This is a genomic window from Actinopolymorpha pittospori (assembly GCF_014873875.1).
GTDB classification, from domain to species: Bacteria; Actinomycetota; Actinomycetes; order Propionibacteriales; family Actinopolymorphaceae; genus Actinopolymorpha; species Actinopolymorpha pittospori.
Genome location: NZ_JADBEM010000001.1, coordinates 7,188,335 through 7,201,713, shown reverse-complemented (window position 1 = coordinate 7,201,713; position 13,379 = coordinate 7,188,335). Strand labels below are relative to the sequence as shown.

General features: G+C 69.1%; 13 protein-coding genes. 8 read left to right on the top strand and 5 right to left on the bottom strand.

Features of this window, described 5'->3' with window-relative positions:
• The 3 genes from HEB94_RS33540 (at nucleotide 1) to HEB94_RS33530 (ending at nucleotide 2,465) form a co-directional block, all read left to right on the top strand.
• Nucleotides 1-876 carry an amino acid ABC transporter permease gene (locus HEB94_RS33540; RefSeq protein WP_192753551.1) on the top strand — a complete coding sequence of 292 codons (876 nt, stop codon included), beginning with the start codon at nucleotides 1-3 and terminating at the stop codon, nucleotides 874-876.
• A 57-nt stretch (nucleotides 877-933) separates the two neighbouring features.
• Nucleotides 934-1,686, top strand: coding sequence for an amino acid ABC transporter ATP-binding protein (locus HEB94_RS33535; RefSeq protein ID WP_192756824.1), 753 nt, complete (start codon nucleotides 934-936; stop codon nucleotides 1,684-1,686).
• A gap of 101 nt (nucleotides 1,687-1,787) precedes the next feature.
• Nucleotides 1,788-2,465, top strand: a complete 678-nt coding sequence (locus HEB94_RS33530; RefSeq protein WP_192753550.1) for a GntR family transcriptional regulator — start codon at nucleotides 1,788-1,790, stop codon at nucleotides 2,463-2,465.
• 90 nt (nucleotides 2,466-2,555) lie between these two features.
• On the opposite strand, the gene HEB94_RS33525 is transcribed toward HEB94_RS33530, so the two are convergent.
• The 3 genes from HEB94_RS33525 to HEB94_RS33515 are packed head-to-tail and all read right to left on the bottom strand — an operon-like array spanning nucleotide 2,556 to nucleotide 6,000.
• Complete coding sequence (locus tag HEB94_RS33525) at nucleotides 2,556-2,792, bottom strand: hypothetical protein (protein WP_192753549.1); 237 nt, start codon at nucleotides 2,790-2,792, stop codon at nucleotides 2,556-2,558.
• A 14-nt stretch (nucleotides 2,793-2,806) separates the two neighbouring features.
• Complete coding sequence (locus tag HEB94_RS33520; protein WP_192753548.1) at nucleotides 2,807-3,883, bottom strand: tetratricopeptide repeat protein; 1,077 nt, start codon at nucleotides 3,881-3,883, stop codon at nucleotides 2,807-2,809.
• On the bottom strand, nucleotides 3,874-6,000 hold the full coding sequence (locus HEB94_RS33515) for a BTAD domain-containing putative transcriptional regulator (RefSeq protein WP_192753547.1): 2,127 nt from the start codon (nucleotides 5,998-6,000) through the stop codon (nucleotides 3,874-3,876). Before HEB94_RS33515 ends, HEB94_RS33520 begins: the two co-directional genes overlap by 10 nt.
• Nucleotides 6,001-6,271: 271 nt before the next feature.
• Here HEB94_RS33515 and HEB94_RS33510 point away from each other — a divergent pair, with 271 nt between their 5' ends.
• The 4 genes from HEB94_RS33510 (at nucleotide 6,272) to HEB94_RS33495 (ending at nucleotide 10,935) form a co-directional block, all read left to right on the top strand.
• A complete protein-coding gene (locus tag HEB94_RS33510) occupies nucleotides 6,272-6,673 on the top strand; it encodes a peptidase inhibitor family I36 protein (RefSeq protein ID WP_192753546.1) in 402 nt (133 codons plus the stop codon).
• Nucleotides 6,674-6,799: 126 nt separating this feature from the next.
• Nucleotides 6,800-7,774, top strand: a complete 975-nt coding sequence (locus HEB94_RS33505) for a hypothetical protein (RefSeq protein ID WP_192753545.1) — start codon at nucleotides 6,800-6,802, stop codon at nucleotides 7,772-7,774.
• A gap of 192 nt (nucleotides 7,775-7,966) precedes the next feature.
• Complete coding sequence (locus tag HEB94_RS33500; protein WP_192753544.1) at nucleotides 7,967-10,186, top strand: endo-beta-N-acetylglucosaminidase; 2,220 nt, start codon at nucleotides 7,967-7,969, stop codon at nucleotides 10,184-10,186.
• A 167-nt stretch (nucleotides 10,187-10,353) separates the two neighbouring features.
• Nucleotides 10,354-10,935, top strand: coding sequence for a DinB family protein (locus tag HEB94_RS33495; protein WP_192753543.1), 582 nt, complete (start codon nucleotides 10,354-10,356; stop codon nucleotides 10,933-10,935).
• Between the two features lie 71 nt (nucleotides 10,936-11,006).
• Here the strand turns inward: HEB94_RS33495 and HEB94_RS33490 are convergent, their stop codons facing one another.
• Nucleotides 11,007-11,546 (bottom strand): CGNR zinc finger domain-containing protein, encoded by a 540-nt coding sequence (locus HEB94_RS33490; RefSeq protein WP_273378547.1) that lies wholly within the window; start codon nucleotides 11,544-11,546, stop codon nucleotides 11,007-11,009.
• A gap of 15 nt (nucleotides 11,547-11,561) precedes the next feature.
• Here HEB94_RS33490 and HEB94_RS33485 point away from each other — a divergent pair, with 15 nt between their 5' ends.
• Nucleotides 11,562-12,074 (top strand): VOC family protein, encoded by a 513-nt coding sequence (locus tag HEB94_RS33485; protein ID WP_238361707.1) that lies wholly within the window; start codon nucleotides 11,562-11,564, stop codon nucleotides 12,072-12,074.
• A 43-nt stretch (nucleotides 12,075-12,117) separates the two neighbouring features.
• Here the strand turns inward: HEB94_RS33485 and HEB94_RS33480 are convergent, their stop codons facing one another.
• Nucleotides 12,118-13,110 (bottom strand): CapA family protein, encoded by a 993-nt coding sequence (locus tag HEB94_RS33480; protein WP_192753542.1) that lies wholly within the window; start codon nucleotides 13,108-13,110, stop codon nucleotides 12,118-12,120.
• Between the last annotated feature and the right edge of the window lie 269 nt (nucleotides 13,111-13,379).

Below are 13,379 nucleotides of genomic sequence, written 5' to 3'. Positions count from 1 at the left end.
ATGACTTCCCAGAGTGAGATCCGCGCGCAACCCGTCCCACGGCCCGGACTGTGGGCGCTGACGGTGGTCGCCGTGCTCGTCGCGGCGTTCCTCGTCTGGACGTTCGCCACGAGTCCCAACGTGCACTGGAACGTCATCGCGAAGTACCAGTTCTCCCACGCAATCCTGCAGGGCCTGCTGGTGACGGTGAAGCTGGCGGTGATCTGTGAGATCACCGGCCTGCTGCTCGGCATCGTGCTGGCCGTCATGCGGCTGTCGAGCAGTCGGGTCCTGACCTGGCTGAGCGGACTCTACATCTGGGGTTTTCGTAGCGTCCCCCTGCTCGTGCAGCTCATCCTGTGGTTCAACCTCGCGCTGCTGTTTCCCCACATCGGGATCCCCGGCACGTCGTTCGTCGTCCAGACCAACGACCTCATCACCGGATTCGTCGCCGCCCTGTTGGGGCTGACACTGCACGAGGCCGCCTACAACGCCGAGATCGTCCGCGGCGGCATCGCCGCGGTCGACCGCGGCCAGGTGGAGGCCGCGCAGGCGCTCGGCATGAGCCGTGGCCTTCTGCTGCGCCGGGTGGTGCTGCCCCAGGCACTTCGGGTCATCGTGCCGCCCGCCGGCAACCAGTTCATCTCCCTGCTCAAGAACACCTCGCTCGTGGCGTTCATCTCCGGAGGGGATCTGCTCTCGACCGCGCAGAACATCTACTCCGGCAACTTCGAGGTCATCGCTCTCCTCGTCGTCGCGAGCCTGTGGTACCTCCTGCTGGTCTCGATCACCTCGGTCCTGCAGGGCCGCCTGGAACGCCACTTCGGGCGGTCATCGGAGCGGTCGACCAAGCCCCAGCGGGACGAACCCGCGCCGGCCGCGGTGGCCGGTGCCTGACCAGTGGAGACGACGTTGACGACCGAAACAGCATCGTCGAGCCTGTCGGGCTCCCTGATGGTCCGCGCCGAAGGTGTACGCAAGTCCTTCGGCCGGGTCGAGGTTCTGAAGGGGATCTCTCTGGAGGTGGCGCGCGGCGAGGTCACCTGCGTGATCGGACCGTCCGGCTCGGGCAAGTCGACGTTCCTGCGCTGCATCAACCACCTGGAGAAGATCCAGGCCGGTCGCATCTGGGTCGACGGTGAGCTTGTCGGCTACCGCCAGGTCGGCGACAAGCTCCACGAACTGCGTGACCGGGAGGTGTGCCGGCAGCGCGCCGAGGTGGGGATGGTCTTCCAGCAGTGGAACCTCTTCCCCCATCTGACCGTTCTCGGCAACTGCCTGGAGGCCGCCATCCGGGTCAAGAAGGACCCACGGCCGGTGGCGACCGAACGCGCCCGCCGGCTGCTGGATCGGGTGGGACTGGCCAACAAGGCAGACGCCTACCCCCGCCAGCTCTCCGGTGGCCAGCAGCAGCGGGTGGCCATCGCGCGGGCCCTGATGATGGAACCCAAGCTGATGCTCTTCGACGAACCCACCAGTGCGCTCGACCCGGAACTCGTCGGCGAGGTTCTCGACGTGATGAAGTCCCTGGCGGCCGAGGGCATGACCATGGTCGTCGTCACCCACGAGATGGGGTTCGCGCGGGAGGTCGCCGACACGGTCGTGTTCATGGACGACGGGATGGTCGTCGAGCACGGCGACCCGCAGCAGGTTCTGCTCCGTCCGGAAAATGCCCGTACGCAATCGTTCCTGTCCAAGGTGCTATAAACGACGATGGTGTCGCACACCGTAATGACGATCGGCTCTCCTTCGGAGCTGGATTTCTTGGCTCGCGTTGAGCAAGACAGGCGCGTAGGAGGGAATGAGAGTTGACCAACGGTCCGAGGGAGTTGGCCCCCGACGTCTACGCGCGACTGCGCGACGACATCATCAGCGGCGACCTGGAGGCTGGGTCACCACTGGTCGTGACGACGCTGGCGACCAGGCTGGGAGTCAGCCGCACACCCGTGCGGGAAGCACTACGTCTGCTCACCCGAGACGGCCTCGTCGAGTCCTCCGAGCGGCAACTTCGCGTTGCGGGTCGAAGCGCCCAGGCTCTGTTCGACATCTACGAGGTGCGCATCCCGTTGGAGGCCGCGGCCGCCCGTGGGGCGGCCGAACGGCACACGAGCATCGACCGGATGCAACTCACCCGGCTGCACGAGACCCTGCGAGAGGTCGCGCCCGATGACGTCACCGCACTCAACGCGGCGAACCGGAACTTCCACGAAGCCATCTGGGCGGCCACGCACAACAGTGCCCTCATCGACTTCCTGAAGCACCTCGACCTCTACCTCCGTCGATATCCTGCGACGGCCCTGCACCACGCCGGGAGATACCAGGCCTCCCGGGACGAGCACGAAGCGCTGCTGGCGGCGATCCTGGTCCGTGACGTCGACGCCGCGGGCGAACTCGCCAACGCCCACTTCAAGGCGGCCCGCGACGTTCGCCTGCGCTTCTACGACTCAGCCGACCCCGCGTTCCTGGGCAACGACGCCAGGACCTGAGCGCGCCCGCGCCCACCTGAGGAGACAACCTTCCCCAGGTGGGCGCGGTGCTGTTCGCGGCCTCTGCCGACTACTCCCACCCGACCTGCGCTAGGAGACGGTTTCGGCTTCGTAGGAGCCGAAGGAGTCGAACAGGTCGTACGCCTCCCGCAGACACGACTCGGCCCGCTCACCCGTCAGCGCCTCGTCAGGGCACTCGCGCAGGGCGAGCCCGAGGGCCTTGAGCGCGCGGGCCTTCCCAAGGTGATGGTCGGTCCGCCGATGGACGGCGACCGCGGCCTCCGCCCGCGACACCGCGGCGGCCGGGTTGCCACGATGACGCTCCACGGTGGCGAGAACGGTCAGCGCGTCCCCCTCGATGATCCCGGCTCCGGACCGTTCGGCGAGAGCCAACGCGGCCCCCGCGTGCTCGGCGGCGGCCCGTGATCTTCGGGCCGAACGTGACCTCCGGTACGCCGGGAAGGTCCCCTGGACAAGCGTGTGCTGGCGAACGAACCGCTGCTCGAGGTCGCGCTGAGGGCCTGGGCGTCCCGGTCGTAGACGGCTTCCATCCGCGCCAGGCCGACCAACGCCTTCATGGTGAAGTACTGGTCCTTACTGGCGGTCGCGACCTCGACCGCGCGCGCATGGTCGCGGCAGGCTCGTACCTCGTCCCCGAGCCGATGTCGCAGGTCCCCGCGTGCGGCGCATGCCCGGGCAACCAACTCCGGGTCCTCGGTGCCCTCGGCCGCCACGACCAGGCCTGCCACCTCCGCCTCGGCCGCGTCGAGGCGGCCCAGTTCGGTCAGCACCGCGGCTCGCTCGATCCGAGCCTCGACGATCCGGTGGCTGCCAGAGGCCCGGGCCAGGGCCACCGCCCGGTCGAGCAGTGTCAGTGCATCCTCCGCGTCGCCCAGGGCATGCCTCACCTCGGCCAGTGTGATGAGGGCGTACGCCTGACTGCGCTCGGCACCGACTTCCTCGTAGGCGCGAGCGGCTTCCCTGAGGGAGGCCGCACCCTCGCGAAGGTCCCCTCGGATGGCGGCGAGGAGGCCGAAGTTGGAGAGCGTCATCGCCGGATCACGTCCCGGGCTCTCCGAGCGCCTGGTCTGCACCATCGACCGGCGCAGAAGAGAGTGGGCGCTCCCGTAGTCCCCGAGTCTGACGTGGATGCCGGCGAGGTCGTTGAGCGTGGACGCGAGCCAGAGCGGGTCGGCGGCGCGCTCGGCGTGCCCGATCGCCGCGGTGAGCACGTCACGAGCCCCCACCGGGTCATGCCTGGTCAGCGTGTTGGCGTGCCCGAGGTAGGCGGAGGACAGCGCGGCAGCGTCACCACAGTGTTCGGCGGCGACGACAGCCGCCTTCGTGACCCTCTCGTGGGTCACCCGATCGCCGATGGTGGTGAGGTGGTGGCGTTCGAACTCCGCGATCAGCCACACCCACCGGTGCGGCCCGTGCTCCGCGCACTGGGTGAGAGCGGACCGCAGGTTCGCATCCTCGTCCGCGAACCAGTGCAGTGCCGCGTCGGTGTCGCCCTCCGGGATGGCGGCGGGGATCCCGTCCGGAACCTCCGCCTGAGGGAGGCGGACCAGCGTGGGGGACAGGCACACGTCCGCGTGCCGGGCGTTGAGGTAGTACCACGCCATGAGGCGTTCGAAGGCGTCGGCGCGATCCCCGGTCGGCTCGTCGCCTCGGCCCTGCCTCTGGCGTACTCGCGGAGCAGGTCGTGCAGCATGAAGCGCCCCGGCACGTGCTCGGTGAGCAGATGTGACGCGCAGAGCCGGGACAGCTGCCGGCCCGCGTCGGCCACCGGGATCGCGGCGAGTGCGGCCGCGGCGCCCGGGGTGACGTCCGGGCCGGGGACCAGTCCCAGGAGCCGGAACATGCGGCGTTCGGGATCGGAGAGACGCTGGTAGGACAGGTCGAACGTGGCGCGGATCGCGGCGTCGTCGTCGCCGTCGACCGTGAGCGCGTCGAGCAGGTCGCCCTGCTGAAGCTGCTCGACGTACGCCCGTACCGTGTGCGCCGGATTGTCGGTGAGGAAGCCGGCCGCGATGCGCAGCGCCAACGGAAGCCGTCCGCACACCTTCGCTAGCGCCGTGACAGCCTCCGTCTCGGCGGCGGCGCGCGTCGGGCCGAGCAGCCTCTCGAGGAGGTCGATCGCCTCCTCCGTCGTCAGGGTGTCCAGGGCCAGCCGGTCGGCGCCGTCCCGGGCGACCAGACCGGAGAGCCGGTCCCGGCTCGTGACCAGGGTGAGGCAGCCCGGCGCGGCGGGGAGAAGTGGGCGGACCTGTGCGGGATCCGCCGCGTTGTCCAGCACCACCAGCAGCGACCGCCCTGCCAGAGCGGTCCGGTAGGCGGCGGTGGCGGCGTCGAGGTCGTGGGGGATTCTCGCGGGCTCGAACCCGAGACCAAGCAGGAAATGGGCGAGGGCCTCGATCGGGCGTACGGCGGGAACGGCGGCGTGCCCGCGAAGGTCCAGATAGAGCTGGCCGTCCGGGAACCGGTCGGCGACCTGGTGTGCCCAGTGCAGCGTCAACGCGGTCTTTCCCAGCCCGCCCATCCCGGACACGACGACGAGCCGAGACGCAGCGGCGTCCTCCGTCCCGGCTGTGACGTACCGGTCGAGGTCGCGGAGCTGGGCGCGGCGGCCGGTGAATCCCGACACCGCGGGCGGGAGCTGCGCGGGCGGTGTCAGCGTCCGCGCCGGGTTGTCGGGCTCACCCGCCGCGGCGTCGGTCGCGGGCTCCGGTTTCGGGACACTCCCAGCCCCCTCGACCCTGCCAGTGTTGGTGTGGTGCGGTGGCCTGACCAGGAGGCTCGGATCGTCCCGCAGGATCGCGAGTTCGAGGTCACGGAGTTCGATGCCGGGGTCGATGCCGAGCTCGCCGGCCAGGAGTTCCCGCGTCTGCCGGGCGACCTCCAGGGCCCGGGCGGTCTGGCCACAGCGGTGGAGTCCGAGCATCAGCTGGCCGACGAGTCGTTCGCGGGTGGGATGCGTCCGCACCAGGTCGGTGAGCTCGTCGAGGACGCTCGCGTGGTGGCCGAGCCGCAGTTCCGCGTCGAGACAGTCCTCGACGGCGACCAGGCGGGCCTCCTCGAGCCCGTGGCTGAGCTGGAGCCGAACCGCCTCCGCTGCCGCGCCGGCGAGCGGCTCACCCGACCACAGGCTGAGTGCCTGCCGGAACAACGCGACAGCCCGGTCGTCGGCACCGTCCTCCACCGCCCCACGGGCCGCGCTCACCCGGGCCCGGAAGCGGTGGGCGTCGACAGCCAGCGGGTCGATCCGGATCCGGTAACCCGCACCCTCGCTCACGACCGGAACGGACGCGCCGAGCAGACTTCGCAGGCGGGAGATCCGCACCTGGATCGACTGCCGAGCACTGCGAGGCGGGTCGTCGGGCCACAGCAGCCCCACCAGCCTGGTGGCCGGTACGACGTGGTTGGCCTCCAGCAGCAGGACAGCAAGCACGAACCGCTGCTGCCGCGCGCCGAGGTCGAGTCGCCGTCCTTCGTCGTCCCGCGCCTCGACCGGACCCAGTAGCCGGAACTCCACGGTCGGACACCCCCGTACGAGCCCAATCCCCGCGAGTGGGCTGTGAGTGATCGGTGTGTTCGCTCAGCACCATTGTCGGGCCCGAGTCCACTCGTGTCGCCGCTGGGGCGGCCACCACGCGGCCATCACGGCGCCGGGTCGCGCGCCAGGGCGGTAAAGAAGCGGTAAGCGAACGGTAAGGCACCCCGACCATCGTGAACCCCGCACCGGGAACGCACCCGGCGGCACCGCGAGATCCACACGGATCTCAGCATCGAAAGGAACGGGGAACATGCGTACCAGGAAGTTTGCGGCCGTTGCCGCTGCCACCGCCGTCGCAGCCGGCATCGCCGTCACCGGAACCGCACTGCCCGCGAGCGCGGCGAGCGAGAACGGCGTGTGCGAATACCGCGAGGCGTGCCTGCACTACGCGGGCAACCTGACCGGATCGTTCAGGGACTACTACAGCAACGTTCCCGACTTCGCGGGGGACACGTTCCTGTCCGCGGGGTCCGGACACGGGCAGCGGGTCAAGAACAACAGCGCGTCGGTCAGGAACCTGGACCCGTATCTGTTCGCACGCGTCTACTACAACGAGAACTACTCCGGGCCCTACGACCAGGTCAACAAGAACTCCTGGCGGAACCTCGTCAACGCCTGGAACGACAACGCCTCCCTGCAGTGGGTTGGCTGAGCACAGACGGTCCCTCACGTCGTGAGGGACGCCGCTAACGGGGGTACGCCGGCCGGACCGGTCTCGCCGGGACCGGTCCGGCCGGCGTGAGTTCCCCACCCTCCTCGATCACGGAGGACCTCTCCCATGATCTCGTCTCGTCCGCGTCGACCCTTCCGTCGCCGCGCCTGGACAGCCGTCCCCGTCCTCCTCGCGCTCGGCGCGGCAGCGGCCTGTTCGGCTCCGGCTTCCGGCGAAGAACCGGCCCCGCAGGTGAGCGTCACACCCGTCGACATCAAGCAGCCAACGAGTACCCCGACGCTGAACGCGACGCCCGTGGTCCTCGACAGCACGCACCTGACGCTGCCGCTCGACGCGTACCTGTTGTCGGACCGAGAGCGGGCCGACCTCACCACCGCCCAGGACATGCTCGTGACCAGATGTGCCGCCAGGTACGGCGTCACCCTGCCCCCACCACCTCGCCACCAACAGCTCGGTCCCCGCACCTACACCGAACGCCGATACGGTCTGACCGACCCCGTACTGGCCGCCGCGGACGGCTACCACCTGGGTGCGCGTGACCCACGAAACGCCGGCAAGCCGCCCACCCCGGACCTCTCACCCACCCAGGCCCTCGTGCTGACCGGCACGCGAGTAACCACCGACACACCAGGGACACCGGACGCACCTGTCCAACCGGTGCCCGCCGGTGGCTGTCTTGGTGAGGCTGACCGGAAACTCGGAGGTTCGTGGGACAACACCGACCTCGTCGAGGCGATCGACAACAACAGCGTCATCGACGCGACGAAGAACCCTCAGGTGCTCGCGACCTTCCGCGCCTGGTCGGACTGTATGAAGGCGAAGGGTCACCACTACGCCGCTCCCTGGGACGCCGGCAACGACCCACGCTTTCGGGGTCCGCGCTCCACTCCGACGGAGGTCGCCGTCGCGGTGGCCGACGTGACCTGCAAGGAGAAAACCAACGTGGTGGGCGTGTGGTACGCCGTCGACGCGGCCTACCAGAAAGCGTTCATCGCGGCGAACAAGGCGGCCCTGGAGCGGGCGAGGAAGGACAAGGCCACCCACCTGCGCCTGGCTCACCGTGCTCGCGAAAGGCCATGACCTGCCCGACCTGACATCTACCCTCGCTGACAAGCGTGTCTTGACAGGACCCTCATTTCACGTTCCCTCGGTCCGACCGGCGTTTCGTTTCGTGTGCTGTGCCGCGCCGCTACTGTCCTGGGTACGGGGAACCGCCCGGTCCGGGAACCAGACCTTAGGCGGGCAAGGGAAATCACGGGGGAAGGTGGGGACATGACCGGGCGGGCCGCGTTCGACAGGCGACGATTTCTCACCATGGCAGGGATGGCGGGCGTCACCGCCGGTGCTGCCACGATGTTCGGCAGGTCGGTGGCCGTGGCGGCGGGCACGCCGGCTGTGGCCGACACCAGGCCACCCGTGACGGGTCTGCCGGCCGGCATACCGTCGCTGCACGGCTACGACTCGGCGGCGATCAAGACCTGGAGCCCGGCGACCGATCCGTTCGCGAAGTACTTCCGGTCGCGGGTGCCGCTGGCGAAGCGGATCAAGACGTTCGCGCCGACCCAGGCCAACCCCAGCCTCTCGGCCAGTCCGCGGCTGTTGTCGTTGTCCAACGACTACGTGGAGCCCAACAATGTGCGGGTCATGCATCCCTACGGCTACATCTTCGAGGCATACGCCCTGCGATTCTGGCAGTACCTCGACTACTTCGGCGCCTGGCACGGGCTCCCGGTGTTCGGTCAGATCAACGCACCCGACCCGGCCTACGGTGTGATCAACCCGCCCAACCCGGCCTGGACCGACGCGGCGCACCGCAACGGTGTGCTCAGTCTCGGCTGCTGGTTCTGGCCGCGGCCCCCGGACCAGTTCGCCGCGCTCGTCGAGCAGCGGCCGGACGGGTCGTTCCCGGTGGCGGACAAGCTGATCGAGATGGCGGAGTACTTCGGCTTCGACGGGTACTTCATCAACCAGGAAGGTGACATCGAGCCCGAGCAGGCACTCCTGCTGCAGGAGATGCTCGGCTATCTCACCCGCACCGCGCCCAAGGGGTTCTACGTCCAGTGGTACGACTCCCTCACTCTCGCGGGCCAGGTCGACTACGAGAACGAGTTCAACGCCACGAACTCGCCGTGGATCACCGACGACGGCAAGCGCTACTGCGACAGCATCTTCCTCAACTACGACTGGACACCTGAGCTCATACAGAATTCCCACGACTACGCGATCTCGCTCGGTCTTGATCCCCAGCGGGTCGTCTATCCGGGCACCGAGCTGTCCCTGAACCAGTTCGCCCCGCCGGAGGATCCGCGCTGGATCTTCCCCGAAGGTGAACGGGCCCTCACCAGCTGGGCCCTGTTCGGCACCGACTTCCCCTGGAGCCTCGCCCCCAGCGACAAGTCCAGCGTCGAGGGCCAGCGTCAGGTCTACGTCTATGAACGCCAACTGTGGTCCGGGCCGCGCCAGGACCCCGCCCACGCGGCTCGGCTGGTGCCACCGACCGGGGACGGCACCAACCCTGCTGGGTGGGACGGTGTCGCGTACCACATCGTGGAGAAGTCGACCATCGGCTGCTATCCGTTCCTCACCCGGTTCAACGCCGGCACCGGCGAGCGTTTCTTCGTCAAGGGTCGGTTGGCAAGTGAGCAGCCGTGGTTCAACATCGCGATCCAGGACCTGCTGCCCACCTGGCAGTGGTGGCTGCGGAAGGCCGACGGTTCGACCTACGACGGGCTGAAGGTCGACTACGACTACAACCTCGCCTACGACGGCGGTACGTCCCTGGTCCTCACCGGTTCCCTGCCAGCAGATGAGGCCGTGGAGCTGAGACTGTTCAAGACCGAGCTTCCGGTCCACGACGACGTCTGCCTCGACCTCACCTACACCCTGGGCAGGGCGTGCGCGGCGAGCAACCTCCGCGTCGGCCTCACCTTCGAAGACGAACCGAGCAAGGTCACCTGGCTGGAGGTGGGCAAGGCCGGATCGCCCGTCTGGAACCGCAGGTCCTGGTCGCTGAAGCCCTACGCCGGCCGGACGGTCGCCGCGCTGAGCCTGGGCTTCCGGTCCGACACCGTCGTCGAGGAGTACACGGTCCACATCGGAGCGCTGGGCCTGCGACGTAAGGGCGGGCAGGAGGCCCCGCCGAAGCCGCGCGGGTTCACCGTCGACGGGACGAGCCTGGACGCCGGAGTCGCGACCGCCTACCTGTCCTGGGAGCTCGCCCACGAGGGCGTCTGGTACTACGACCTGTTCCGGCTGTCACCGGGCAACGGAGCCGGCATGTCGAACGGTGGCGCCGGCGTTCCTGCCCCCGAGGCGGCCAACGGGAAATCCACCGACAAGGAGTGGATCGGCCGGATCTTCGCCGACGCCTACGTCGTGCCCGGCCTGCAGCGTCGCGGCAGCGAGGGCGAGACCTGCCTCGAACTCTTCGCCGTCTCGCCCACCGGCGTGGCGAGCCGACCTGCCCGGACGAGCTTCAGCTGGACAGGCTGACCCGGCACGGACGTGCGCTTCTCAGCGCCCCTGCGGCACGGCAGGAGCCGAGGGGCGCACGTCCGTACCCGTCCCCTCGTGAGTCGAGGCCGCGCCCGAACCCGTTGGCCAGGAGTGCAGGTGTTAATCCCTTGTCGGTCACCACGCGCATCCCCGATGATGCGGCCATGGCCACCACGCGACGAGCCGACATGTTCACCGCGGACGGCAAGCCGTCTGAGGACGACCCACGTGAGAACGGACCAACGTTGGCCGACGAGCGCACCACGCTGGTCGAAGCCGTGCGCACCGCACGCCTCACGTTGGAGATGAAGTGCGCGGGTCTCGATGCGGAGGCCATGGCGCGGCGTTCCGTCGAGCCGTCGACGATGTCGCTTCTGGGACTGGTGCGGCACCTGGCCGAGGTGGAGCGTGCGACCTTCCGGGTGCTGATGGCCGGACAGGACGTGCCCAAGCTGTACTGCTCCGAGACCAACCGTGACGGCGACTTCGATGATGCCGTGGCCGACCCGCAGATGGTGGCGCAGGCGTGGGAGGCATGGCGTGCGGAGGTGGACTTCGCCACGCGCTACGTGGCCGAGGCGCCCAGTCTCGACATCACCGGCGACGATCCCCTGAACCTCCATGGCAGCGGTGGCGGGCAGATGTCGCTGCGTGACGTACTGGTCGGAATGGTCTGGGAGTACGGCCGCCACATGGGTCACGTCGACCTGCTGCGCGAGCGGATCGACGGACGCATAGGCCAGTAGGCCGTTCCCGCCTCACGGCTCCCGGCACCGGTCGACCAGATGGTGCTGGTCGATCGGGTGGTACCGCCCACTCAGGTGGCTGACGGGACGCTGGAGCGTTTGCGTGCGCGGTAGGCGGCGGCCTTCATCCTGTTGCCGCATGTCGCCATCGCGCACCATTCGCGTCGTCCGGACCGTGAGTGGTCCAGGTAGACCTGGGTGCACTCGGGACGACCGCATTCCTTGAGGTGGGCGGCCTGCGGGCCGCCGAGGATGCCGATCGCGTCCCGCGCCACCGACGACATCGCCTGGGGCGCCGTGGCCTCGGCGCGACGCCCGTCGTGGGCGAGCCGGGGGATCACCGGCGGCGCGTCGGCCGCGTGGTTCACCAGCGCCAGCGCATCGTCGTCGTACCCCCGCTTGCCCATCCGCGCGAGGACGAGCGCGTAGATCGCCTCGCGGAGCGTGATCGCGGCGTCGAGATCGGCAGCGCTGGCCCTGGGTTCGACGTCGACGAGACCGGACTCCCGAAACCACGCGCCCAGGCTTCGCGGGGACACCAGGACCTCGGTCGGCTCCGGGTTGCGGCGTGCCTGCAGCGTGCCCACGAAGTCGAGGGCAGGTTGCCGCAGGGGAACGAGTGCTCCATGTCACCAGTCGAACGGGTGACGCCGGGCACGGTCTCTCGCCTGGATCACCGCAGGAAGGACCGGATGATGGATCTCAAGCTCGAAGTTCTGACCCTGCCCGTCTCCGACGTCGACCGGGCCAAGGCCTTCTACGAGGGTCTCGACTTCCGATTGGACGCCGACTTCGTCGTGAGCGACGACTACCGCGTCGTACAGCTCACACCACCCGGATCCGAAGCCTCGATCATCATCGGCAGCGGCGTCACCACGGCCCAGCCCGGCTCTGCCCAGGGCCTGCACCTCGTCGTCACCGACATCGTGGCCGCCCGGGCCGAACTCGCCGCTCGTGGCATCGCCATCAGCGAGGTGTTCCACGACGAGGAGGGCGTGTTCCACCATGGCGGCACCGCCGGACGGGTGGCCGGCCCCGACCCGGACCGCAACAGCTACGGCTCGTTCGCCTCCTTCGAGGACCCCGATGGCAACGGCTGGGTGCTCCAGGAAGTCGTCACCCGCGCACCGGGCCGCTGAACCCACCCCGACCCGCGCACGACGCACCGCACGCCGACGATCCTCACGCGGGCGGCTCGGGAGCCGGCGCCAGGCCGGTGCAGGAGCGCAGGTCGGCGAAGTCCTCCCGCATCTCCTCCGCCTTGTCGCCCTCGGCGAAGTGCGGCAACCCGTCGGACTTGATCCTGGCCGGCGACCACCGCGTCGCGACCGTCGTACGACCCTTCATGGTGAGGGTGAGAACGCCGGTGGTCGTGGTGGCCTCGTTGGTCTGGTTGGGCCACACGAAATTTCCCAGCCCGTAGTGGACGTAGGTCCGGCCGAGCATGCCCGAGCCGAGCAGCACGTGCGCATGGGTGCCGACCACGACGTCCGCGCCCGCGTCGGACAGCATCCGCGCGAGGTCCTTCTGCTCGCTGATCGGACACTGGTTGAGTTCCTCGCCCCAGTGCAGGAAGACGACCACGACGTCACTGCTACGCCGGGCCTGCGCGACCGCGGCGACCAGCCGCTGCGGGTCGACGGTGGCCGCGACCCCCGCCCGGCCCGCACCGGCCGGGAAGTTGCGGGCGGTCGGATCGTCCACCTGGGTGGCACCGATCACCGCCACCCTCGTACCCCGGATCGTCGCCACGTGCGGAGCGAACGCCTGCTCGGCGTCCCGGCCGATCCCGACGCCGGCGAGCGGTGCATCCTTGATGGCCGCCAGCGTGTCCGACAGACCCTGCGGCCCGTAGTCGACGCCGTGGTTGTTGCCCATGCTCGCCACGTCGATCCCAGCCGACGCCAGCGCCTCGAACGCGGACGAGGGCGCCCGGAAAGTGAAGTCCTTACGTTCGGGTTCACCGCGCGTCGTGACGGCGGTCTCGAGGTTGGCGACGGTGAGGTCGGCCGCCGCGAGTTCGGAGCGGATCGGTGCCAGCGCCGTCTCCGGGTCGTCGAGCAACGGACGTAGCTGGCTGCTCCAGCGAATGTCGCCGGCGAAAGCGAGCGTGAACGTCCCCTTCTCCTGCGTCCTCGGTACCGGTGCCGCCGCGTTCGTCGGACCATTCGACACAGGCGGTGTTTTCGTCGCACCCGTTGGAGTCGACGAAGATGCCGACGTGGGAGACGTGCGCTCCCTGGCCTGATTGCCCGTGCCGGCACACGCGCCGGCCACGACACACACGAGGACAGCGAGGACGAGAAGCCTGTATCGAAACGCTCGCGGCATATCGACAAACTAACCGCGAGGGGCACACCGATCAGGTAAAAGCCAACACTCTTGGATTAGCGCTCTGCCGCAAACGGTGCCGACCCGGATGTGTCGCGCACTGCTCCCGCGAT

Bases quoted from the DNA above. Each gene is read 5' to 3' on its own strand.
- HEB94_RS33540 (WP_192753551.1), top strand. From the start codon at position 1: ATGACTTCCCAGAGTGAGATCCGCGCGCAACCCGTCCCACGGCCCGGA.
- HEB94_RS33535 (WP_192756824.1), top strand. From the start codon at position 934: ATGGTCCGCGCCGAAGGTGTACGCAAGTCCTTCGGCCGGGTCGAGGTT.
- HEB94_RS33510 (WP_192753546.1), top strand. From the start codon at position 6,272: ATGCGTACCAGGAAGTTTGCGGCCGTTGCCGCTGCCACCGCCGTCGCA.
- HEB94_RS33505 (WP_192753545.1), top strand. From the start codon at position 6,800: ATGATCTCGTCTCGTCCGCGTCGACCCTTCCGTCGCCGCGCCTGGACA.
- HEB94_RS33500 (WP_192753544.1), top strand. From the start codon at position 7,967: ATGACCGGGCGGGCCGCGTTCGACAGGCGACGATTTCTCACCATGGCA.
- HEB94_RS33495 (WP_192753543.1), top strand. From the start codon at position 10,354: ATGGCCACCACGCGACGAGCCGACATGTTCACCGCGGACGGCAAGCCG.
- HEB94_RS33485 (WP_238361707.1), top strand. From the start codon at position 11,562: ATGTCACCAGTCGAACGGGTGACGCCGGGCACGGTCTCTCGCCTGGAT.